The organism is Ensifer sp. Root1252, from assembly GCF_001425885.1.
GTDB lineage: Bacteria > Pseudomonadota > Alphaproteobacteria > Rhizobiales > Rhizobiaceae > Ensifer > Ensifer canadensis.
On the sequence record NZ_LMDT01000007.1, the window covers coordinates 176,459 to 196,788 of the forward strand.

The following is a 20,330-nucleotide window of genomic DNA, read 5'->3' on the forward strand; positions in this document are numbered from 1 at the left end:
GCCGTGGCCGACCCTCGCAATGAGATCAAGCAGAGGAACGGCGAATGTCCGGATATTTGCTCAACCGCCTGGGGCAGGCGTTGTTCGTCCTATGGGCGGCTTTTACCATCTCTTTCGTATTGCTTCAGGCGATGCCCGGTGACGCCATCCTGATCAAGTTTCAGAACCCGGAACTCGGGCTCAACCCGCAACAGATCGCCGATATCCGGGCGTCCTACGCCGCCGACAGCGCCATCTGGGTGCAGTATATACAGACGATCGGCAGGTTTCTCACCGGCAACTTCGGCTATTCCGTTCAAGCGGGCGTTTCGGTCAGCACGATGCTTGCGACCCACCTGCCGGCGACGCTGAAACTCGCGTCTCTTGGTTTCGTCCTTGCCGCTGTCTTTGCCGTCGCAATCGCCTTCGTTTCGAGCCTCACGCCCTTCGCCTGGCTCCGCGGTGCACTCCAGTCCGTGCCGTCGCTCTTCATCTCGATCCCGACCTTCTGGCTCGGCATCATGCTGATTCAGATCTTCTCGTTTCGTTTGAACCTCGTACCGGTCATCAACCCCGGCCCTTGGCAGGAACTCATCCTGCCCGTCGTCACGTTGGCAGTGCCGATTTCCGCGCCGCTCGCCCAGGTCTTGGTGCGCAACATCGACGATGTGCTCACACGCCCCTTCGTCGCGGTTGCTCGCGCCAAGGGGGCAACCCGCCACTGGGTCCTGTGGCGCCACGTTGCCAAGAACGCGCTGCTGCCGACGCTCACCATTGCCGGCGTGCTCTTCGGTGAACTCATCGCCGGCGCCGTCGTCACCGAGACTGTCTTCGGCCTTAACGGCATCGGAGGGCTGACGGAAAGGGCGGTCGGCAGCCAGGACGCGGCCGTGCTCCAGGCGATCGTTGTGCTCTCGGCCTTGGCCTTCGTCGTCATCAATCTCATCGTGGATCTGCTCTTTCCTGTGCTCGATCCGCGTCTTCGGACAAAAGCAGGAGCCACCGCATGACCACGTTCGATACAATCCACGATGACGCCATCGCGTCAGGGCACGGACACCGGGTGGGCGGGCGCTTCTCGCTCCCCCATTTCATCCGCCGGTTGCCAGTGGGCCTGGCTTTGTCCTGGCTGGTTCTCGCCATCGCCTTCCTCTGGGCAGTCGCTCCGTGGCTTTTCACCATTTACAATCCGCTCGAAGGGGTTGGTGGGGAACAGCTTCGGCGGCCGGACGCCAGCCATCTGCTCGGTACCGACGCGCTTGGGCGCGATCTCTACGGCCGTATCGTCTACGGAGCGGTTCATTCGCTGACCGGTGCCTTTGTCGCTGTGGCACTTGGTCTTGTCATCGGTACGGGCCTTGGCGTGGTCGCCGGCTCGGTCGATCGGCGGCTTGACGATGTGATCATGCGGCTTGTCGACGTTTTGCTGTCTATCCCGCCACTGCTGTTGTCTCTCAGCATCATCATCCTGCTCGGCTTCGGCACGGTGAACGCGGCGATCGCCGTTGGCGTCACGTCTGTTGCCGGTTTTGCCCGCTTGGCGCGTTCGGAAGTTGTTCGTGTCCGGCGCAGCGATTATGTCGAGGCGGCTTTCGGCAGTGGGGGCACCTTCACCTCCGTCCTCTGGCGGCATGTGTTGCCGAATTCGTTGACGTCGGTTCTCGCGATCGCCGCACTGCATTTTGGATCGGCGGTGCTGCAGATCTCGACGCTCGGGTTCCTGGGCTACGGCGCACCGCCGCCGATGCCCGAATGGGGCTTGCTGATTGCTGAGGGCCGAAACTACATCTCGACCGCCTGGTGGCTGACGACCGCGCCCGGCATCGTCGTCGTTCTGGTCGTTCTGGCCGCCAATCGTGTCAGCCAATCCTTCGGCAAGGTAGCCGCATGAACACCTCAATCGCTGCATACCCACCGGTGCTAGAGGTCGAGAACCTGTCGATCTCCTACCATGACGGCGTCGCCCATCGCCGTGTCGTGCACGATGTTTCGTTCCGGATCGAGCCCGGCGAGGTGGTCGCGCTGGTCGGGGAGTCCGGCTCCGGCAAGACGACGACGGCGCAATCGATCATCGGCCTGCTCCATGCCAATGGCCGCATCGACGGCGGCAGCATCAAGCTCAACGGCACCGACATTTCCCGCTGGTCAGATCGACAGCTTGATGCCGTGCGGGGGGCTAAAATCAGCCTGGTACCACAGGATCCGGCAAGTTCGCTCAATCCGGTCAAGACGATCGGAGCGCAGGTTGGTGAGATTCTTCGCATCCATGGCGCTGCAAGCGGTCGCGAGCTGGAAGCGCAGGTGATTTCGCTTCTGGAGCGCGTCGGGCTGAGCGAGCCTGCCCTCAGGGCGAAGCAGTATCCGCACGAGCTTTCGGGCGGCATGCGTCAGCGCGTGCTGATCGCGATAGCGGTCGCGCTGAAGCCGCAACTCATCATCGCTGATGAACCGACAAGTGCGCTCGACGTGACGGTGCAGAAACGCATCCTCGACCTGATCGACGAATTGCGCGCCGAATACGGCACATCGGTTCTGCTTGTGACCCATGACCTCGGGGTTGCCGCCGACCGAGCCGACCGGCTTGTCGTACTGCAGGGCGGCCGGGTCCAGGAAGTCGGCGCGACCAAAGGCGTGCTTGCCGCACCGCGAAGCGCCTACACACGGCAACTGATTGCCGACGCGCCGTCGTTCTCGGCCGTTGCGCGCAGGGCCCCAGCGACCGCGCGCGAAAAGCCCGCATCATTAGACGATGATGTCGTTATCGTCGAAGGCCTTGTGCAGGACTTCGTTCGCCCCGATGGCGATGGCAAATCCTTTCGCGCCGTCGACGGTCTCAGTTTTCGGGTCCGTCGCGGCACGACCCATGCCATCGTCGGCGAATCCGGCTCCGGCAAGACCACCACCATCCGGGCGATTGTCGGCTTTCAGAAACCGACTGCGGGGCGCATCGAGATCGATGGCACCGATCTCTCGTCACTTCGCGGCGAAACGCTGCGCCAGTTCAGGCGCAAGATCCAGCTGGTCTACCAGAACCCTTATGGCTCGCTTGATCCGCGCCAGACGGTGTTCGACATCGTTGCCGAGCCACTTCTGAATTTCGCCAAGCTCTCGCGACCGGCGCGTGAGGAAAAAGTCCGGGCAATCCTCAGTCGGGTCGGCTTGCCGGAAGCGGCGCTTGGCCGCCGCCCTCACGCGCTTTCGGGCGGTCAGCGACAACGGGTGGCAATCGCCCGCGCACTCGTTCTCGACCCCGACGTCGTCGTTCTCGACGAGGCGGTCTCGGCTCTCGACGTGACGGTGCAGGCCCGCATCCTCGATCTTCTCGACGAACTCCAGCGCGATCTCGGTCTGACCTACCTGTTCGTGTCTCATGACCTCGCGGTCGTTCGGCAGATCTCCGACACGGTGTCCGTGCTGAAGGACGGTCGTTTGGTCGATGGAGGATCCGTCGAGGACGTCTTCGAAAGGCCGGGCAGCGACTACACCCGCGAACTCATCAACGCCATCCCCGGACAAAAACGAGCAGCCCTCGTCTGACGACGCAGGAATGAATGACAGGACAGAAAATGACGAATACGACGCCACGCAAGCGACTGGGGTTCTTTACGCGTCTCCTCGACGACGTGCCCGCCGGCGCGCGCTATCATTATGCGGCCGAGCAGATCGCGACCGCCGAACGTTTCGGCTTCGATACCGCCTGGGTCGCCCAGCATCACTTCCATGCTGACGAAGGCGGTTTGCCGGCGCCACTCGTCTTCCTGGCACATGTCGCCGCGCAGACGTCGCGGATCAGGCTCGGGACTGGCGTCATCACGCTGCCGCTTGAAAATCCGATACGGGTTGCCGAGGATGCGGCTGTGCTTGACCTCCTGTCGTGCGGGCGGGTCGAAATCGGCTTCGGCACCGGTGGTACGCCGTCTTCGTTTACGGCCTTCGGCCTCGAGAGTGCCGAGCGCGGAGAAATCTTCGCCCGGCATCTGCGCGTCGTTCTCGACGCCTGGGCCGGACGCAGCCTTTCAGGCGGCGACCAGCTTTATCCGACGGCGCCGCAATTGCTCGACCGGATCTGGCAGGCCACGTTCTCCGCCGCCGGCGGGGAGAGGGCAGGGCGGGCCGGCGACGGCCTCATGCTGTCGCGCACCCAGCCCCGGACCGCCGAACGACCGGATGCGTCGCTCGCCGAATTGCAGAACCCGATCATCAACGCCTATCTCGCGGGATTGCCGGCAGGCAGCGCACCCCGAATTTTGGGTTCACGTAGCCTGTTCGTGGCAGACAGCCGCGCCGAGGCGTTGCGCCTGGCCGAAGTCGGCTTGCGTCGCGGCGCGGAGCGGTTGATTGCGGCCGGCCACAAGCCGACGGGCAACTCGCTCGCCGAGCTGATCGCCGCTTTCGACGTCCATGTCGGGACGCCCGACGACGTGATTGAAAGCCTCCGTGCGGATACGACGCTCGATCGGGTTACCGACCTCGTCTTCCAGGTTCACTCCATCGATCCGCCGCACCCGCTGATCCTGCGCTCGATCGAGCTGATTGCAACCAAGGTCGCACCGGCGCTCGGATGGGCACCGGAGGAGAAATTCGCCCCCCGACGCCTCGGAGCCGTCGGCTGACAACGCCGATCACCGCAGCGGCACCCGGCGCGCCGCTAAACGGAAGGAAGGAGACTTACCGTGACCACATCGACACCCGATATTATCGACCTGCTGGCCGGCATCAAGCCGGGCTCATCGCTTGATCGCATCCGCACCCAGCGGCCGGAAACACGCGAGCAGGCGCAGAAGAGCTATCTCGCGCTCTTCGAACCCGAAAATTTTGGCGACGTCTCTCATGCCGAACGGCAGGCAATTGCCAGCTTCGTCGCGGGATTGCATCGGCATCCGGATATTTTTGAGTTCTACGTCAGCCCACTGGAGGAAGGCGAAGCGAACCGCTGGGTGGTCGAGGTGTTGAAGGCCGAGATCGGCGCGGCGCAGGCCGTCGGCCCCTATGGGCGATATCCGGCCGGCGCTTTGAGCGTCGAGGACGCACCCGGGCCGATCTACCAGGTCTCTGATGCCGGGCGTGAAGCGCTCGGAGCAAAGCTTGCGGCAGCCTTGGAACATGCGCATCTGCTTGTCTTCCATCTCCGTGACGCGAGCCCCAGGGCGCTTCAGGCGCTGATCGATGCCGGCTGGACGACGAACGGCATCGTGACGCTGTCGCAGCTTGTCGCATTCGTTGCGTTCCAGATCCGGGTAATCGCCGGCCTTGGCCTGCTTGCGGCCTCCGCTAGGCGCGCTGCCGCCTGAGCCTTAGAAGGAGTTTGTCATGACTGACCACATCATCACGCCCACGATCGAAAATCGTCCTGTCGCGTTCACGCAGGCCGAGATCGGCTGGACACCGTGGCTGGAACCGCTCGCGGAGGACGATCTGACGGAGGCACACCTTACCGGTCTCGTCGAGGCGTCGCGCGCCAAGTCGCCCTACTTCCGCTTGCTCGTTCGCGATCCCCAGGTTCTGGAGGCCCGGACGAAGACGGACAAGGACATCTTCTACAACACCCGCACGGGCCTGCCGCGTGCCGAGCGCGAGCTTGCAGCGACTGCGGCATCGCGGTCAAATGGATGTATCTTCTGCGCCTCCGTGCATTCGCGTTTCGCATCTCACCATTCCAAGCGGGGCGACGACGTTCAGAAGCTGCTCGATGAAGGTGTGGATGCAGATCTCGGCGAACGCTGGAATGCAATCGTTGCAGCCTCGGTGGCGCTGACGGCGACGCCACCCACATTCGGCGACGATCATATCGAACGCCTGTCTGCCGCCGGCCTCGATGAACTCGAGATTGCCGACGTGATCCACGGCGCCGCCTTCTTCAACTGGGCGAACCGCCTGATGCTCTCGCTCGGCGAGCCGACACCGGCGGTACAATGATCTGATATTGAGGGGCGCGGCCAAGCATGCTGCGGGGTCCCGGCAAATGCCCGCATCACCGCGGTTGAACCGTGCCGATGGCTCGCACGGTCCGGCCATGCCGCATCGATCAGCGTCCAAGAAGGCCAACCGAACAAGGCGCGAGCATGGCTCGCGCCTTGTTGATATTCGTTATCGGTACCGAACCATGACGGATGGCCATCTGACGTTCAGTGCCAGCCAGGCAACGAAAGCCTATTGGGTCGGGGCGAGCGGTGGCTCGACCTGTCTGCGCACGAGCTTTCCTTCCTCAGCCTTGTAGAAAAACTGGCTTGAGACCAGCCATCCCTTGAGTGGTCGAAGTGGTGGAATGCACGTCAGCAACATGAATGGGCCGGTGACCAGAAGGTGTATCCACAGCGGGGCGCTGAATTGCACCTCCAGCCATACGCCGAGCAGCACGCTGGGCACGCAACCGAAGCAGATGACGAAGAAGGCGGGGCCGTCAGCGGGATCGGCGAAGGAGTAGTCGAGATCGCAGACCTCACACTTCTTGCGCATCTTGAGGAAGCCTTCGAACAGATGCCCCTGGCCGCAACGCGGACAACGACCGCGCAAGCCAGTTTGCATCGGAGGTATGGGAGGCCAGTCGTGATCCGAAGACATATGCGTTCCTTTCAGGCGTCTGCGGCGCAGCCATTCCGGCGCGCCAGCTGATATGCCTGGGTGCGGTCGACGAATGCTCCGTGCCGCCTCAGGCCTGCAGGGATTAAGACGCCTAAAAGCACGCATTGTCAATTTATTGTATGCATACATTGCTGCGACAATTTCGCCGGCCGCAAACGAAAGACCTCAAACGACGAGACTCGATGCAGCCGGAGATTGCTGAAGCAGATCTGCAATCGTCATCAGGCTGCGCTGCAACTCCTCGTGCGTCCGTGCCGCGCCAAGGCCGAGGCGCACGGCTTCAGGTGCTAGGTCAAGCGCGAAGGCATCGCTGGCCACGACGCTGATGCCTGATGCCCGCAGCCGACCGGAAAAATCGCCTCGCGTCCAGGGTAGTGGCAGGTGTAGCCATACGTGGAAGCCTTCCTGGTCCGTCTGGACAACGTCCCTTGGCAACAAGCGGCTGACCATGGTCTGTCGGATCGTCACTTCCTGGCGGATGGCGCCGAGGACCTCCCTTGCCGTCCCGTCCTCAATCCAGCGTGTTGCGATCGCGGCGTTGAAGGGGGGAGCCATGCCACTCGTCGCGCGTATCGCGCCCTCGATGCGCACGCAGCTTTGGCGATCCGGAACGACGAGATAGGCAATCCGCAGCGCTGGCGACAGGCACTTGGCGAGACCGGCAATGTGATAGACGAGGTCAGGCGCAAGTGCTGCCAATGGCAGCGGCGCGGCGATTGGTAGCGCTCCATAGGCGTCGTCCTCGATGATTGCTACGCCGTGGGTTCGGGCAATGGCAACGATCGCCTTGCGGCGCTCAAGCGGCAGTGTTGCTGTGGTCGGGTTGTGGAGCGTGGGGTTACAGTAGAGCGCTCTTAATTTCGTGCTTTTGCAAATCGCTTCAAGCTGTTCTGGTACAATGCCATTTTTGTCGATAGGAACGCCGACGATATCGATGCCGAGATGGGCGGCGAGCGCCCGTAGGCCGGGATAGGCAATGGTTTCCGCGGCGATCACATCGCCGGGCTTTGCAAGGCTGCTGATCGCGGCCAGCAGGGCGCTTTGTGCTCCTGCGCAGATCAGTACGCGCTCGGCTGGGATTTCTCCCAGGCGCGGCTGTAGCCAGTTGGCCCCGACAGCGCGATTGTGAAGCGTGCCGCCGGGCGCCTGATACCGCATCAACAGATCGAGCCCATGTTCGCCCTGCAGGCTGGCGATGTCGCTCCACAGGCGCATTGTCAGGGCCGCGTCGTCGAAAAGTGGCGGCAGGTTCATGCTCATGTCGACAAGGCCATCGGCTGCCGGCTGCAATCCCTTCATTCTTTTCGCCTTGACATAGGTGCCCTGGCCGACGCGCCCTTCCACCAATCCGCGGTGTCGCGCCTCGTTGTAGGCGCGACTCACCGTGGTGAAGTCGATGCCCAATGCGCTGGCGAGCGCGCGCTGGGGCGGCAGCCGCGCGCCTTCGGACAGGCGACCTTCGGCGATATCAGCTGCGATGGCGTCGGCAATAGCGATGTAAAGCGGTCCGTTCGCTTTCCGGATGGCCGGCAGCCAGGTCGTCTCCGATGCATCCGTCGTCATGGCGCTACCTCAAGATCACATTGTATGGATATTGCATGTTTTACCATGCTGGCGCAAGCCGCCGTATTTCGGGGACGGGCTAGCGTGCTCGGGGCCACCGAATCGCTGCGTCGAGCGGCACAAACGGTTGCTCCATTTCCGTTACTGCGGAAACCTAGGAAGCTTTTCGACGTTCAACCTACCCGGCGCTCGACAGTTGAGCGTTCGATGCAGGCATTTGGTTGCATTTGTCCTGACTGCTCGCCGGGCGACCGCACCCCATCGCCGCTTGGGTTGCTGCCGAGGCTGGTAGGTTTCAGTCTTTTTCCCGCTCAAGGCAAATCTTGTTTGTCATATCGCGTGGCTGTCATTTGCGCGAAGGGCAACAATGTCATACGCTTAAGCCGTGACGCGCGCTTTGTATGGTTGTTTTCGCCGACGAAGCCAGCAAACGAGAAATGCAACAGAACCGGTCCATCCCAAGGGGCCGTGGAGCAGCGCCATGCATATCCCAAAGCCGAAGCCCATTCGTTCGTTTGTCGCAACCGGGGAGGGTGGGTTTAGCGACACAATCGGGATCAAACGCGCCATTCGCGCCTGTGGCAAACGGTCGGCCATCGGCCTCTCTGCATTTCTTGTGACGCTGGCGCTCTCGAACCTTGCCTATGCGGCGAACTGCAAGGATCCATCGGCGCCGGGCGCTGACTGGAGCGATTGCAACAAGAAACAACTAATGCTTGGCGGGATCGATCTCGAGGGTGGGAACCTGGTCAACACTGATTTCACCCTGACGGATCTGAGGGGCGCGAATCTCACGGCGGCAAACCTGGAGAAGGCGACGCTGGTGCGTTCGTCATTGGCCGGCGCCAGGGCCGATAAGGCGAATTTCGCCAAGGTTGAAGCCTACCGAACCAGTTTTGCCGGCATCTCGGCGGAAGGCGCTTCATTCAACAGTTCCGAACTGCAGCGAACGAATTTCACCGGAGCCAAGTTGACGGGCGCCGACTTCGAGAAGGCCGAGCTCGGGCGCGCCAACTTCGAAATGGCGGTGATCACGGGCACGCGTTTCCCGATGGCCAATCTGTCGCGCGCCACATTCAGCGGCTCTAGCTTCGAGGGCCCGATCGACTTCACCGATGCCTTCATGTTCCTGACGCGCATCGAAGGGGTGGATCTGTCGGCCGCAACCGGGCTTGAGCAGGAGCAGGTCGACCTGACATGCGGCGACAGCGCCACCAAATTGCCGGCCGGGCTATCTACTCCGGCCAATTGGCCGTGCCCGGTCGACTGAACGGGGGTCGATCTCAACGGAGATGTTGCTTGGCGGCAATCGCCAGGCATTGCTTGAATGCCTCGAGATCGGTCAGCCGGTCGGCTTCGGCCACTTCGCGCTTTACGAAGGTTCCTCCGCGCGCCAGGATGCCGCCATCGAGCATCAGATTGTCGGCCATATCGAAATCCTCGATGCTCAACCCGTCATGTCCAGCCATGCGGCCGTCCGGGCGCAATGCGGCCGCGCCGCCGTAATGGCCGTGGAGGATGCGGTCGTAATAGCTGCGCGAGGTGTTGGTGTAGGCATAGACATGGCGGCCACGGCCGCACATGAAGCCAAGCTCGAAAACCGTGCCGACATCAGCGCTGATGCCACGAAACGGTGTCAGATTGGCGATGATCATGTCACTGGCCAGCATCATGCCTTCATCGACGCCATAGATCGCCACGCCGCGCGCATGCTTGGTTTCGGCCGGCGGAATTTCCAGGTCGCCCGGCACGAGTGGCGTAAAGCCGGCCGCACGGGCAAGTTCGGCCTTCCGTGCCTGGACCTCCACGGCATTGCTCAGGAACACTTCAGGCCCGGCCAGATACACATTCACGATCATGCTCCTTGCAGATTTCCCAGTCCGTCTAGGGAGGGCAGCCTAAGGAGGTGGCAGGCATGCGCCTAGAGGGCGTGTTGGCGCCGCCGGCGCTTTCCCACCGATATTTCGTTACCCGTCAGAGCTGATTGCCGGAGCGTCGATCAGCGCATGGCATGGACAGGCGGCTTCGTCATCCGCTATCTCTCATCCGCTTTGTCCAGGCAAATCCATCAGCGAGGTCCATCGATGCCAAGTCAGCCTTTGACCACCTATGTCGGCGTTGCGCATCCGTGGATGTGCGACACGATGGGGCATATGAACGTTCGCCACTATGCGGCGATGTTCGATGATGCCAGCTTCCAGCTGCTTGGCCATATCGCCGGGATCGAGGTTGAAGGCGAGCCGGGCAGGGGCTGGGCCGACGTGCGGTCGGAAGTGGAATACAAGCACGAGACGAAGGCCGGCACCCTGATCACCATTCGCTCGCGGGTGGTCAAGCTGGGCCGTTCCTCCGTGACCTTCGAGCAGATCATGTCAGGCACGCTTGATGATGTTGTTCACGCCGTCAACCGAACGGTGACCGTTCGCTTCGATCTTTCGGCGCGCACGGCAATGGCGCTGGAGCCGGCGGCCCGCGCCCGCGCGGAGGCATTGCTTCAAGCGTGATCTGCCGCCCGCGGTCCGTCGTCAGTCCGTATAGATCCGCTCTTCGACAGGGGTTTCGGCGATCAACATCTGCAGCCCGGCAAGCAATGCCTTTTCTGCACGGTTCAAGGCCTTGTCGGGGTTCGTCAGCAGGAAGATGTCGATCGCCGGCGGTGCTTCATAGGGTGGCAGCCGCCACAACACACCATCGGCCACGTCGCGGCGTGCCACATGCAGCGGCAAGGGACCGACGCCGAGGCCGGCGACAATCATCCGGCGAACTTCTTCAAGGCTTGAAGAAACGCCAACGACGTTGGCATTGAGCTTGGCCTCGCTACGCAGAAGCGCAACGGGCCGCAATGCATCAGCGATATGGTCGGTGTGGAACGACACCGAGGTCTCCCCCTTGAGGTCAGCAAGTTTCAATCCTTCCCTGCCGAACAGCCGATGGTGCGGACCGCAGAAGAAGCCGAAGAACTCGCGAAAGACCAAGAGGTAGTCGAGCGCCGGGTCGCGGACGCTGACAAGGCAGAGGCCGAACGATGCCCGTTTCTCCCGCACCTGACGGGTGACTTCGCCGCTTGCGGCCACCGAGATGTTCAGTGTCGCGCGCGGATAGTTGCGATGAAATTCCATCAGCGCCCGGTCGAAGATCGGTGACACCACATGGCTGGCGACGGCGATCGTCACATGCCCGGTCACGTCGTCGCTGACCCCGCGCACCAATTGCGGCAGCTGGGATATGGTCCCGAAGACTTCGACCGCCTGCTCGTAGAGAAGTTGGCCGACTTCCGTCAGGTCGAAACGCGTCGCATCCCGTTCGACGAGCCGACGCCCGACACGGTCCTCCAGCCGCTTCAACGCGTTGCTGACGCTCGGCTGTTTCAGGTTCAGCCGTTCCGCGGCGCGCGTGATGCTTTTGACCTCGGCGATCACCACGAAGGTGCGCAGAAGGTTCCAATCGAGCTCCCAGACGAGCCGTTCGGATCGAGGTGTGACCATTCCTGAAATCTATGCCTTCTATTCCCATTATCTATTTGCGCAATGCTGATGCAAAGGCAATCATGAAATTCGGAAGGCGCCTCGATGCCCGTCCCAAGCGCACGAGAAGGCGCATTCATCCAGAGGAGCAAGGAACATTTCATGAAGACCATTTTCTCCGGCCTTTTGGCCGCTACGCTCACCATTGCCGCAACCTTCTCCGCCGTTTCGGTGCGCGCTGACGACCTCGAAGCGGTGAAGTCTGCGGGTGAACTGAAGATCGCGATGAGCGGGCAGTATCCGCCCTTCAACTTCGTCAATGAACAGAACCAGGTTGTCGGCTTCGATGCCTCGATCGGCCAGGCGATTGCAGAGCGCGTCGGCGTCAAGGGCACTCTGGTGACGACGGCTTGGGACGGCATCATCGCAGGCCTGCTCGCCAACAAATACGATACCGTCGTCGGATCCATGACGATCACGCCCGAGCGTGAGAAGGTCGTCGATTTCGTCGGTCCGTATTATCACGCCGGCCGCGCGGTGTTCGTCGCCGAAGCCTCCGCCGTTCAGAAGCTCGACGAACTCAAGGGCAAGACGCTCGGCGTCACGCTCGGGGAAACCCATGAGAAATGGGCCCGCGAACAGGGCGGCTGGGACGTGCGCACCTACAAGGGGCTGCCCGAGCTGATGATGGAACTGAAGAGCGGCCGGGTTGATGCGATCGTCGTCGACAACATTCCGGTCATGGTGGCCGTCAAAGAAACCGGTGAGAAGGTTCGCCGTCTGGAAACGCCTGACATCGAAGGTGGCAGCGTCGCCATCGGTATCGCCATCCGCAAGAACAATCCGGAGCTGAAGGCTGCAATGCAGAAGGCGCTCGAGGATATGTTGACAGACGGTTCCTACGAGAAGATTTCGATGGAATGGGTCGGTAGCGACATCCGCTGATCGCTGGCTTCTACCCGTCTCCGGCCGCCCTTTGACGGCAGCGGCCGGAGATTGTCGCGTTCTCCCCCCGGAGTTTTCCAATGGACTTTTCGCTGGTGCAGCGCGTCTTCCCGTTCTTCGTGGAAGCGGCGTGGATCACGATCGAGATATCGGCGCTTTCGCTGGCGCTCGGGCTCGTCGTCGCCTTTCTCGTGGCGGCGGCAAAGATGTCGCGCTCTTGGCCTTTGCGCGTCTTTGGTTCTGCCTATGTCAGTCTGTTTCGCGGCACGCCCTGCCTGATCCAGCTTTTCGTCCTCTATTTCGGCGGCCCGCAGATCGGCATCAATCTCGAGCCGTTCGCCGCCGGCGTGATCGGGCTTGGGCTCAATATCGGCGCCTATATGGCCGAAGCCATTCGTGGTGCGATCCAGTCGGTCGACCGCGGCCAGACCGAAGCTGCCCGCTCGATCGGCTTCAGCCGGTTCCAGACGATGCGCAAGGTGGTGCTGCCGCAGGCCGCACGGTTGATGATCCGCCCGCTCGGCGTCAACGCCGTGGCTCTGGTGAAGGGATCGGCGCTGGTATCGACGATATCCGTGGTCGAACTCACCTACACGGCCCAGCGCTATATCGGCTCGACCTACAAGCCGTTCGAGATCTTCGGCGTTGCCGCCGTGCTCTACATGCTCATCGTCTATGTCGTCGCGCGGATCGTCGATCTGCTTGACCGACGCTACGCCATAGCCTGAAGGGGAGGCGCGCATGCAAGGTCTCGATTTCAGCGTCGTCCCGCCCTATGCGGATATTCTCTGGATGGGGGTCTGGTGGACTGTCGTCCTTACTGTCTCCGCAGCGGCCATCAGCTTCATCTTCGGCGTCGTTTTTGCCCTGGTTGTTCTCTATGCGCCCAAGGCGGTGGCCTTGCCGGTGCGCGCCTTCATGTGGCTCTTCATGGGCACACCGCTGCTGTTACAACTGTTCCTGATCTACTACGGGCTGGGGCAACTGGGGTTCAAGATCCCGGCACTTGTCGCCGGCATCATCGGTCTCGGCCTGCACTTTGCCGTCTATAACGCCGACATTCTGCGCGCCGGTATCGTGGCAGTGGATGTCGGGCAGACGGAAGGCGCGCGCAGCCTCGGTTTCGACCGCTTTCAGACGCTGCGCTACTTCGTCGTGCCGCAGGCCGTGCGCAACACCATTCCGGCCATGGGCAACAACCTGATCGTGCTGTTGAAGGAGTCCTCGCTGGTGTCGATCATCGGCATTGCCGAGCTGGTTCATGCTGCGCAGCTGGCGATCAGCGAAACCTTCCGGCCGTTCGAATTCTACATCACGGTCGCCGCACTCTATTACATCCTAAACCTCGTGCTCGAAGCGGGTCTGCGCCGGGTCGAACAGAACGTGGAGGTATCACGATGACCGCCCAGCGACCCATGGTCGAAGTCAAGAGTGCTCGCAAGGCCTATGGCGAGCTTCAAGTCCTGAAGGGCATAGACTTGTCGGTTGCCCGGGGGCAGATCGTTGCGATCATCGGCCCGAGCGGCTCCGGCAAGAGCACGCTGCTGCGCTCGATCAATCATCTCGAAACGCTGAACGGCGGCGAGGTGTGGCTCGACGGCGTCCAGGTCAACCAGAGCCTGCGCGGCCAGGCCTTCGAGCGCCACATCAACGCGGTGCGCCAGCAGATGGGCATGGTGTTCCAGCACTTCAATCTCTTCCCGCACCTGACGGTGATCGAAAACGTCACGATGGGACCGATTATCCTGAAGGGCATGGCGAAGGCGGCTGCACGCGAGCTGGCGGTCGAGCTTCTGTCGAAGGTCGGGCTGGCGGAGAAGGTCGACGCCTATCCCTCGCGACTGTCAGGCGGTCAGAAGCAACGTGTCGCCATCGCCCGGGCGCTCGCGATGCAGCCGAAGGTCATGCTTTTCGACGAGGCGACCTCGGCGCTCGACCCCGAACTCGTCGACGAGGTCAATGCGGTGATGAAGCAGCTCGCCGCCGAGCACATGACGATGCTGATCGTCACGCATGAGATGCGCTTTGCCGGCGAGGTCGCCGACCGCGTGCTGTTCATGGATGGCGGTGTCGTCGTCGAGCAGGGTGCGCCAGCCGAGATTTTCCGCGAACCGAAACAGGAGCGCACGCGGGCTTTCCTCAAGAAATATCTGGCGGCGTGATGGATGCGATGAAGATGACCAGCAACCAATTCCCCGATTTCGGCCTGACACCTGAGCAGCGCCGCGAAGCGGTGCTCGGCCACTACTTCGAATACCCCGGAATGGATGGCGAGCGCGGCGAAATCTGGTGCTACACCGACGCCTATGCCTACCCGCCCGGTGCAACGGTCCGGCTTCAGGTGAGTTCGACCGCAGCCCTGTTCGAACTGGAGATCGTACGCGACGGCGCCGTCGAAACACCGGTCATGAAGCGAAGCGGCATTGCCGCCCGCTGGCAGGATACGCCGGACCAATGCTCGGTGGTCGGCTGCGGCTGGGAGACGACGCTTGAATTCCAGGTGGGCGCGGACTGGTCGTCCGGTGCCTATCGCGTCACCTTGACGGCTGAGGGCCGCGACCGTTCGCCCATTCGCTGTCACCATCTGTTTATCGTGCGCCCCGAGGCCGGCCGCAAGCCGGGCCGCGTACTGCAGGTGGCGGCGACAGGATCCTGGACGTCTTACAACACCTGGGGTGGATCGAACCATTATCAGGGCATCACCGGCCCCAATCGCGACCAATATGCAACGACTGTCAGCATTGAGCGGCCGTTCTGCCGCGGCTTCGTCCAGCTCCCAATCGATGCGCCTCGGGTGCCGCTGGAGATCTATTCTCCGATGGCAGTGGCGCCACGCTACCCGCACATGGAATGGGCCTATGCCAACGGCTATTCCAAGAAATATGCCTCGTCCGGCTGGGCAAGCTATGACAGTCATTTCTTCCGCTGGGCCGAGCGCGAAGGTTATGCTGTCGATCTCGCCAGCCAGCATGAATTGCATTTCAATCCGGAAATTCTCGACGGCTACGATTGCGTCGTCTTCGTTGGTCACGACGAGTATTGGACCTGGGAGATGCGCGACGCGGTCGACACCTATGTCGAGCGGGGCGGCCACGCCGCCCGCTTTGCCGGCAATTTCATGTGGCAGACGCGGCTGGAGGACGGCGGCAAGCGGCAGGTATGCTACAAATATCGCTCGCGTGCCGAGGACCCGGCCTACCGTTCCGCCGATCAGACGCGCACGTCCGGCTCCTGGGAGGCGGCAGAGATCGGCCGCCCCGGCGCTTCGACCTTCGGGCTCAATGCCACGCGCGGGCTCTATGTCGGCTGGGGCGGTTGTGCCCCGCGCGGCGCCCGCGGGTTTCCGGTCTATCGTCCGGAGCATTGGGCATTTGCCGGAACCGGTATCTACTATGGCGACATCCTCGGCGCCGAAGGTCATGCCTTCGGTTATGAGGTCGACGGCCTCGACTACATCATCCGCGGCGGTCTGCCGGAGCCGACGCAAGACAGCGGCGCCCCGGATGGTCTGGAAATCCTGGCGCTCGGCATGTCATCGCTGAAGGAAGAGAGCGCCGATATACCCGCCGACGATCAGTTCCTCTCCGACGCGGACGCTAAGTTCGTGGCGGAAACACTGATCGGCGATACCGGAGAGGCGGCAGTCGATCGCGTCAAGCGCGGCTGTGGCATGATCGTCAATTTCCCACGCGGCAAGGGCGAGGTGTTCCACGCCGGCAGCTGCGAATGGGTTGCCGCCCTGATGCGCGGCGACGCGATGGTCGAACGCGTCACCGCCAATATTCTTAACCGTTACCTCAAACGCTGACAGAGACCCGACATGCTCAAGACGACAGCTTCCAACGAACGGCCCGCTTCACACCTGTTCTACCAGTCGCGTCTTCGCCGGCCGCTGGTCGACCGGGCCGAGGGCATCTATCTCTGGGATCAGGATGGCCGCCGGGTGATCGACGGTTCGAGCGGTGCGATGGTGGTCAATATCGGCCACGGCAATCGCAACGTGCTCGAGGCGATGAAGCGGCAGATGGATCGCGTGACGTTTGCCTATCGTCTCCACTTCGAAAACGAACCGGCGGAAGAATTGGCCCGCCGCGCCGCCGAAAAGCTGCCCGAAGGCATGGACAAGATCTTCTTCGTCTCCGGCGGGTCCGAAGCGGTCGAATCCTGCCTGAAGCTCGCCCGCCAATGGGCGGTTGCGACCGGCCAGAAGGACCGTTGGAAGGTGATTTCGCGGTTTCCGTCCTACCACGGCGGCACGCTCGGCGCTCTGGCGGTCACCGGTTATGCGGCGCTCTCCGATCCGTTCTCGCCGATGATGCGGGAAATGCCGAAAGTGCCGGCTCCAACAGCCTATCTCGACCGCGACAATCTCTCGATGGAGCAACGCGGCATCAAATATGCCGACATGCTGGAGGACAGGATCCAGTCCGAAGGCCCTGATAGCGTGCTTGCCTTCATCATGGAGCCGATCGGCGGCGCCTCGACCGGCGCCCTGGTCGCACCCGACAGCTATTACAAGCGCATCCGCGAAATCTGCGACAAGTACGGTATCCTCTTGATCCATGACGAGGTCATGAGCGGAGCCGGTCGTACCGGAAAATTCCTTGGCGGCGACCATTGGGATTGCAAGCCGGACCTGATCGCGCTGTCGAAAGGCTTTGCCTCAGGTTATTGCCCGCTGGGCGCCATGGCAGCACCATCGAGGCTGGTGCAGCCGGTGCTCGACGCCGGTGGTTTCCAGCATGGTTTCACCTATGCCGGCAATCCGCTCGCCTGCGCTGCCGGCCTTGCGGTGCTCGACGAGATCGATCGCCTGGGCCTGATCGACAATGCAGCTGTCATGGGTGGTGCGCTCAAGGCCGAACTGGTCGCGCTTTCCGAACGGTTCCCGTTTATTGGCGATGTGCGCGGCAAGGGTCTGTTGCTTGCCGCCGAGTTCGTTTCTGATCCTGAGACGATGAAGCCCTTGCCGAAGGAATTGAACGCACATCAGCGGGTCGTTGATCTCGCCTATGAGCGTGGACTGATCATCTATTCGCGGCGGACACGCGGCGGCGTCGAAGGCGATCATTTTCTGGTCTGCCCGCCGATGATCATCACCAGAGAGCAGATCGGCGAGATCGTCGCCATCCTCGGCGATGTCCTCGAGCAGCTTGCCGCTGAGCTCACTCTTCCCGTCAACCGTTGAGATCGACATCATGACGAAAACCAAGACGTCGCGCAGGAAGGTCATCATCACCTGTGCGGTGACGGGCTCGGTGCACACGCCGACCATGTCGCCCCATTTGCCGATCACGCCGGACCAGATCGCTTCGGAAGCAATCGCTGCGGCGGAGGCCGGCGCCTCGATCCTGCACCTGCATGCGCGAAATCCCGTAGACGGCCGGCCTTCCGCCGACCCCTCGCTGTTCATGCAGTTCCTGCCGCGGATCAAGCAGTCGACCGACGCCATCGTCAACATATCGACCGGCGGCTCGTCGCTGATGGCGCTGGAGGACCGCCTGGCGGCGTCCTTGCGGGCCGAGCCGGAAATGTGCTCGCTGAACATGGGGTCCATGAACTTCGCCCTGTTTCCGGCGCTCGACAAGCCAGTGGCGTGGAAACACGAGTGGGAGCCGGAGCTGCTGGAGGCGACGCGCAGTTCGATCTTCAAGAACACCTTTGCCGACATGGAGTTCATCCTCACCCGACTCGGTCAGGGATGCGGCACACGGTTCGAATTCGAATGTTACGATGTCGGCCATCTCTATTCGCTGGCGCATTTCCGCGACCGCGGTCTGGTCTCCGGTCATCTGTTCATTCAGTTCGTCTTTGGCATTCTCGGCGGCATCGGCGCCGATCCGGAGAACCTGACGCATATGAAGCGCATCGCCGACAAGCTTTTCGGTGACGACTATTCGTTCTCGGTGCTGGCCGCCGGCCGGCACCAGATGCCGATGATCACTATGGCGGCTGCGATGGGCGGCAATGTGCGGGTGGGGCTGGAGGACAGCCTTTACAATGGCCGCGGGCAACTTGCGACCAGCAATGCCGAACAGGTTCTGCGCATCCGCACCGTTCTCGACGCCTTGTCGCTGGAGGTTGCCACCCCTAAGGAAGCACGTGATCTTCTCGGCCTCAAAGGCGGAGATCAGGTGGCATTCTGACGCCGCTGGCAAGAGGCGCGTCATCGATGCCATCGGCTCATCGGCAGCAAAGGGGACGGAAGTGACGACAACGCAAAGAAAGATCGCGGGCATCCGCATTCGCCCCGGTGAGGTTGAGGACGCCGGGGCGATGCACGGCGCGATCCAGGCTATGGGCCGCGGGCTCGATATGGCCGGCAAGGTCACCTGCACGGTCGATGACTACCGTCGTTTCGGTTTCGGCCCCGATGCCGGCTTCGGCAGTCTGATTGCTGAGGTTGAGGGAGAATTTGCCGGCCTTTGCCTGTTCTTTCCGATCTTCTCGACCTGGCGCGGCCGGCCCGGCGTCTTCGTGCAGGATCTGTATGTCGGCGATCGCTTCCGCGGCCTCGGTATCGGCGAGCGCCTGCTGCGCGAAGTGGCCTCGTGGTCGAGGGCGCGGGGCGGGGACTACCTGCGGCTGGAAGTCGATGTGGAGAACGAGCCGGCGCAGCGCCTTTACCAGCGGCTTGGCATTACCTGGCAGACGAAAGACCGCGCTCATGCCGCCTATGGCGAGGCCTTTGTGGCTCTCACCGAGGGACTGAAAGCTTGACGATGCAGGAACGGGAGAGAGCATGAAAGCCTTCTACGCACAGGAACAGAAGCGACACGACCCGAAGGCTTTCCTTTCGAGCGGGGCGCCGCAGCCGAACCCGGAGCAGCCCGAACGGGTTGAAAGGCTCCTGATCGGCGCCCGTGACGCCGGATGCTCCGTCGATCGGCCGCGCGACCACGGGCTCGCCCCGATTGCCGCCGTGCACACGCCCGAATATCTCGACTTTCTCGAGCATATCTACGCGCGCTGGCAGCGCATCGCCGAAGCCTCGGACGAGGTGATACCGAACATCCACCCGCTGGCCCGCGATGGCCGATACCCGGCTTCCGCAGTAGGGCAGGCCGGATATCACATGGCAGACACCGCATGCCCGATCTCCGGCGAAACCTGGGAGAGCGTGCGCTGGAGCGCCTGGAGCGCGGTCGATGCGGCAGATGCGGTGCTGGCTGGGGATCCCGCCGCCTATGCGCTCTGCCGCCCACCCGGTCATCATGCCTTTGCAGACGTTGCTGGCGGTTTCTGCTTCCTCAATAACTCCGCCGTTGCGGCGCAGCGTTTTCTGTCGAACGCGGCGCGCGTCGTGATCCTCGATATCGATCTGCATCACGGCAACGGCACGCAGGGCATCTTCTATCAGCGCTCCGATGTGCTGACGGTCTCGATCCATGCGGATCCGGTGCGCTTCTATCCCTTTTTCTGGGGACATGCGGACGAACGCGGCGAGGGGCCGGGCCTTGGCTACAACCTCAATCTGCCGCTCGAGCGCAAGTCCGGCGACGCCGATTTCCTCGCAGCCATCGACGTCGCCTTCCGCCGGATCCGCGCCTACGCGCCGGACGCGCTTGTCGTGGCGCTCGGGCTCGATGCGTTCGAGGGCGATCCCTTCGGTGGCTTGTCGGTCTCGACATCAGGCTTCGCAAGGATCGGCGCGGCGATCGCCGGTTTGGGCTTGCCGACGGCCATCGTTCAGGAGGGCGGCTATCTCTGCGATGCGCTGTCCGACAATCTGACGTCTTTCCTCACGGGCTTCGGCGCGACGGCCAAGCTCTGAGGCTGCCGTTACGTCAACGAACT

Annotated in this window: 21 protein-coding genes; 17 read left to right on the plus strand and 4 right to left on the minus strand. The window is 62.4% G+C overall.

Features of this window, described 5'->3' with window-relative positions; genetic code table 11:
* Positions 1-44: 44 nt before the first annotated feature.
* From ASD02_RS10110 to ASD02_RS10135, 6 genes are read left to right on the plus strand one after another with little or no spacing between them, the layout of a single operon-like run.
* Positions 45-989 (plus strand): ABC transporter permease, encoded by a 945-nt coding sequence (locus tag ASD02_RS10110; RefSeq protein WP_057220637.1) that lies wholly within the window; start codon positions 45-47, stop codon positions 987-989.
* A complete protein-coding gene (locus ASD02_RS10115) occupies positions 986-1,870 on the plus strand; it encodes an ABC transporter permease (RefSeq protein ID WP_057214425.1) in 885 nt (294 codons plus the stop codon). The genes ASD02_RS10110 and ASD02_RS10115 overlap by 4 nt, the downstream gene beginning before the upstream one ends.
* Positions 1,867-3,516 carry an ABC transporter ATP-binding protein gene (locus ASD02_RS10120; RefSeq protein ID WP_057214428.1) on the plus strand — a complete coding sequence of 550 codons (1,650 nt, stop codon included), beginning with the start codon at positions 1,867-1,869 and terminating at the stop codon, positions 3,514-3,516. The genes ASD02_RS10115 and ASD02_RS10120 overlap by 4 nt, the downstream gene beginning before the upstream one ends.
* A gap of 29 nt (positions 3,517-3,545) precedes the next feature.
* Positions 3,546-4,592 carry a putative FMN-dependent luciferase-like monooxygenase gene (locus tag ASD02_RS10125; protein ID WP_057220653.1) on the plus strand — a complete coding sequence of 349 codons (1,047 nt, stop codon included), beginning with the start codon at positions 3,546-3,548 and terminating at the stop codon, positions 4,590-4,592.
* A gap of 60 nt (positions 4,593-4,652) precedes the next feature.
* A complete protein-coding gene (locus ASD02_RS10130) occupies positions 4,653-5,270 on the plus strand; it encodes a CMD domain protein (protein ID WP_025428848.1) in 618 nt (205 codons plus the stop codon).
* Between the two features lie 19 nt (positions 5,271-5,289).
* A complete protein-coding gene (locus tag ASD02_RS10135; RefSeq protein ID WP_057220638.1) occupies positions 5,290-5,895 on the plus strand; it encodes an alkylhydroperoxidase domain protein in 606 nt (201 codons plus the stop codon).
* A 234-nt stretch (positions 5,896-6,129) separates the two neighbouring features.
* Here ASD02_RS10135 and ASD02_RS10140 read toward each other — a convergent pair whose 3' ends face one another.
* The gene (locus tag ASD02_RS10140) at positions 6,130-6,540 is read right to left on the minus strand and encodes a DUF983 domain-containing protein (protein WP_025428846.1); all 411 of its coding nucleotides are present in this window, start codon (positions 6,538-6,540) and stop codon (positions 6,130-6,132) included.
* Between the two features lie 186 nt (positions 6,541-6,726).
* A complete protein-coding gene (locus ASD02_RS10145; RefSeq protein WP_025428845.1) occupies positions 6,727-8,124 on the minus strand; it encodes a PLP-dependent aminotransferase family protein in 1,398 nt (465 codons plus the stop codon).
* 481 nt (positions 8,125-8,605) lie between these two features.
* Between ASD02_RS10145 and ASD02_RS10150 the strand changes: the two genes are divergently transcribed.
* Positions 8,606-9,394 (plus strand): pentapeptide repeat-containing protein, encoded by a 789-nt coding sequence (locus ASD02_RS10150; protein ID WP_082555510.1) that lies wholly within the window; start codon positions 8,606-8,608, stop codon positions 9,392-9,394.
* A gap of 13 nt (positions 9,395-9,407) precedes the next feature.
* On the opposite strand, the gene ASD02_RS10155 is transcribed toward ASD02_RS10150, so the two are convergent.
* Positions 9,408-9,983 (minus strand): nucleoside 2-deoxyribosyltransferase, encoded by a 576-nt coding sequence (locus ASD02_RS10155; protein ID WP_057220639.1) that lies wholly within the window; start codon positions 9,981-9,983, stop codon positions 9,408-9,410.
* 225 nt (positions 9,984-10,208) lie between these two features.
* Here ASD02_RS10155 and ASD02_RS10160 point away from each other — a divergent pair, with 225 nt between their 5' ends.
* Positions 10,209-10,628, plus strand: a complete 420-nt coding sequence (locus tag ASD02_RS10160; RefSeq protein WP_057214496.1) for an acyl-CoA thioesterase — start codon at positions 10,209-10,211, stop codon at positions 10,626-10,628.
* 21 nt (positions 10,629-10,649) lie between these two features.
* Here ASD02_RS10160 and ASD02_RS10165 read toward each other — a convergent pair whose 3' ends face one another.
* Entirely contained in the window at positions 10,650-11,609 is a 960-nt protein-coding gene (locus ASD02_RS10165; RefSeq protein WP_057214440.1) for a LysR family transcriptional regulator, read from the minus strand.
* Between the two features lie 141 nt (positions 11,610-11,750).
* On the opposite strand from ASD02_RS10165, the gene ASD02_RS10170 reads away from it, so the two are divergent.
* From ASD02_RS10170 to ASD02_RS10210, 9 genes are all read left to right on the plus strand, one after another.
* Positions 11,751-12,533, plus strand: a complete 783-nt coding sequence (locus ASD02_RS10170) for an ABC transporter substrate-binding protein (protein ID WP_057206382.1) — start codon at positions 11,751-11,753, stop codon at positions 12,531-12,533.
* Between the two features lie 80 nt (positions 12,534-12,613).
* Entirely contained in the window at positions 12,614-13,261 is a 648-nt protein-coding gene (locus ASD02_RS10175) for an amino acid ABC transporter permease (RefSeq protein ID WP_057206385.1), read from the plus strand.
* A gap of 13 nt (positions 13,262-13,274) precedes the next feature.
* A complete protein-coding gene (locus ASD02_RS10180; protein ID WP_057214443.1) occupies positions 13,275-13,934 on the plus strand; it encodes an amino acid ABC transporter permease in 660 nt (219 codons plus the stop codon).
* Entirely contained in the window at positions 13,931-14,695 is a 765-nt protein-coding gene (locus tag ASD02_RS10185; protein ID WP_057214447.1) for an amino acid ABC transporter ATP-binding protein, read from the plus strand. Before ASD02_RS10180 ends, ASD02_RS10185 begins: the two co-directional genes overlap by 4 nt.
* Positions 14,696-14,703: 8 nt before the next feature.
* Positions 14,704-16,341: a N,N-dimethylformamidase beta subunit family domain-containing protein gene (locus ASD02_RS10190; protein WP_057220655.1), complete on the plus strand. Its 1,638-nt coding sequence runs from the start codon at positions 14,704-14,706 to the stop codon at positions 16,339-16,341.
* Between the two features lie 12 nt (positions 16,342-16,353).
* The gene (locus ASD02_RS10195) at positions 16,354-17,721 is read left to right on the plus strand and encodes an aspartate aminotransferase family protein (protein ID WP_057206390.1); all 1,368 of its coding nucleotides are present in this window, start codon (positions 16,354-16,356) and stop codon (positions 17,719-17,721) included.
* Positions 17,722-17,731: 10 nt separating this feature from the next.
* A complete protein-coding gene (locus ASD02_RS10200) occupies positions 17,732-18,679 on the plus strand; it encodes a 3-keto-5-aminohexanoate cleavage protein (protein WP_057214450.1) in 948 nt (315 codons plus the stop codon).
* Positions 18,680-18,740: 61 nt separating this feature from the next.
* Complete coding sequence (locus ASD02_RS10205) at positions 18,741-19,253, plus strand: GNAT family N-acetyltransferase (protein WP_057214498.1); 513 nt, start codon at positions 18,741-18,743, stop codon at positions 19,251-19,253.
* Between the two features lie 22 nt (positions 19,254-19,275).
* A complete protein-coding gene (locus ASD02_RS10210; protein ID WP_057214452.1) occupies positions 19,276-20,307 on the plus strand; it encodes a histone deacetylase family protein in 1,032 nt (343 codons plus the stop codon).
* Positions 20,308-20,330: the final 23 nt, after the last annotated feature.

Bases quoted from the DNA above. Each gene is read 5' to 3' on its own strand.
- ASD02_RS10110 (WP_057220637.1), top strand. From the start codon at position 45: ATGTCCGGATATTTGCTCAACCGCCTGGGGCAGGCGTTGTTCGTCCTA.
- ASD02_RS10115 (WP_057214425.1), top strand. From the start codon at position 986: ATGACCACGTTCGATACAATCCACGATGACGCCATCGCGTCAGGGCAC.
- ASD02_RS10120 (WP_057214428.1), top strand. From the start codon at position 1,867: ATGAACACCTCAATCGCTGCATACCCACCGGTGCTAGAGGTCGAGAAC.
- ASD02_RS10125 (WP_057220653.1), top strand. From the start codon at position 3,546: ATGACGAATACGACGCCACGCAAGCGACTGGGGTTCTTTACGCGTCTC.
- ASD02_RS10135 (WP_057220638.1), top strand. From the start codon at position 5,290: ATGACTGACCACATCATCACGCCCACGATCGAAAATCGTCCTGTCGCG.
- ASD02_RS10140 (WP_025428846.1), bottom strand. From the start codon at position 6,540: ATGTCTTCGGATCACGACTGGCCTCCCATACCTCCGATGCAAACTGGC.
- ASD02_RS10145 (WP_025428845.1), bottom strand. From the start codon at position 8,124: ATGACGACGGATGCATCGGAGACGACCTGGCTGCCGGCCATCCGGAAA.
- ASD02_RS10150 (WP_082555510.1), top strand. From the start codon at position 8,606: ATGCATATCCCAAAGCCGAAGCCCATTCGTTCGTTTGTCGCAACCGGG.
- ASD02_RS10155 (WP_057220639.1), bottom strand. From the start codon at position 9,983: ATGATCGTGAATGTGTATCTGGCCGGGCCTGAAGTGTTCCTGAGCAAT.
- ASD02_RS10160 (WP_057214496.1), top strand. From the start codon at position 10,209: ATGCCAAGTCAGCCTTTGACCACCTATGTCGGCGTTGCGCATCCGTGG.
- ASD02_RS10165 (WP_057214440.1), bottom strand. From the start codon at position 11,609: ATGGTCACACCTCGATCCGAACGGCTCGTCTGGGAGCTCGATTGGAAC.
- ASD02_RS10170 (WP_057206382.1), top strand. From the start codon at position 11,751: ATGAAGACCATTTTCTCCGGCCTTTTGGCCGCTACGCTCACCATTGCC.
- ASD02_RS10175 (WP_057206385.1), top strand. From the start codon at position 12,614: ATGGACTTTTCGCTGGTGCAGCGCGTCTTCCCGTTCTTCGTGGAAGCG.
- ASD02_RS10180 (WP_057214443.1), top strand. From the start codon at position 13,275: ATGCAAGGTCTCGATTTCAGCGTCGTCCCGCCCTATGCGGATATTCTC.
- ASD02_RS10185 (WP_057214447.1), top strand. From the start codon at position 13,931: ATGACCGCCCAGCGACCCATGGTCGAAGTCAAGAGTGCTCGCAAGGCC.
- ASD02_RS10190 (WP_057220655.1), top strand. From the start codon at position 14,704: ATGAAGATGACCAGCAACCAATTCCCCGATTTCGGCCTGACACCTGAG.
- ASD02_RS10195 (WP_057206390.1), top strand. From the start codon at position 16,354: ATGCTCAAGACGACAGCTTCCAACGAACGGCCCGCTTCACACCTGTTC.
- ASD02_RS10200 (WP_057214450.1), top strand. From the start codon at position 17,732: ATGACGAAAACCAAGACGTCGCGCAGGAAGGTCATCATCACCTGTGCG.
- ASD02_RS10210 (WP_057214452.1), top strand. From the start codon at position 19,276: ATGAAAGCCTTCTACGCACAGGAACAGAAGCGACACGACCCGAAGGCT.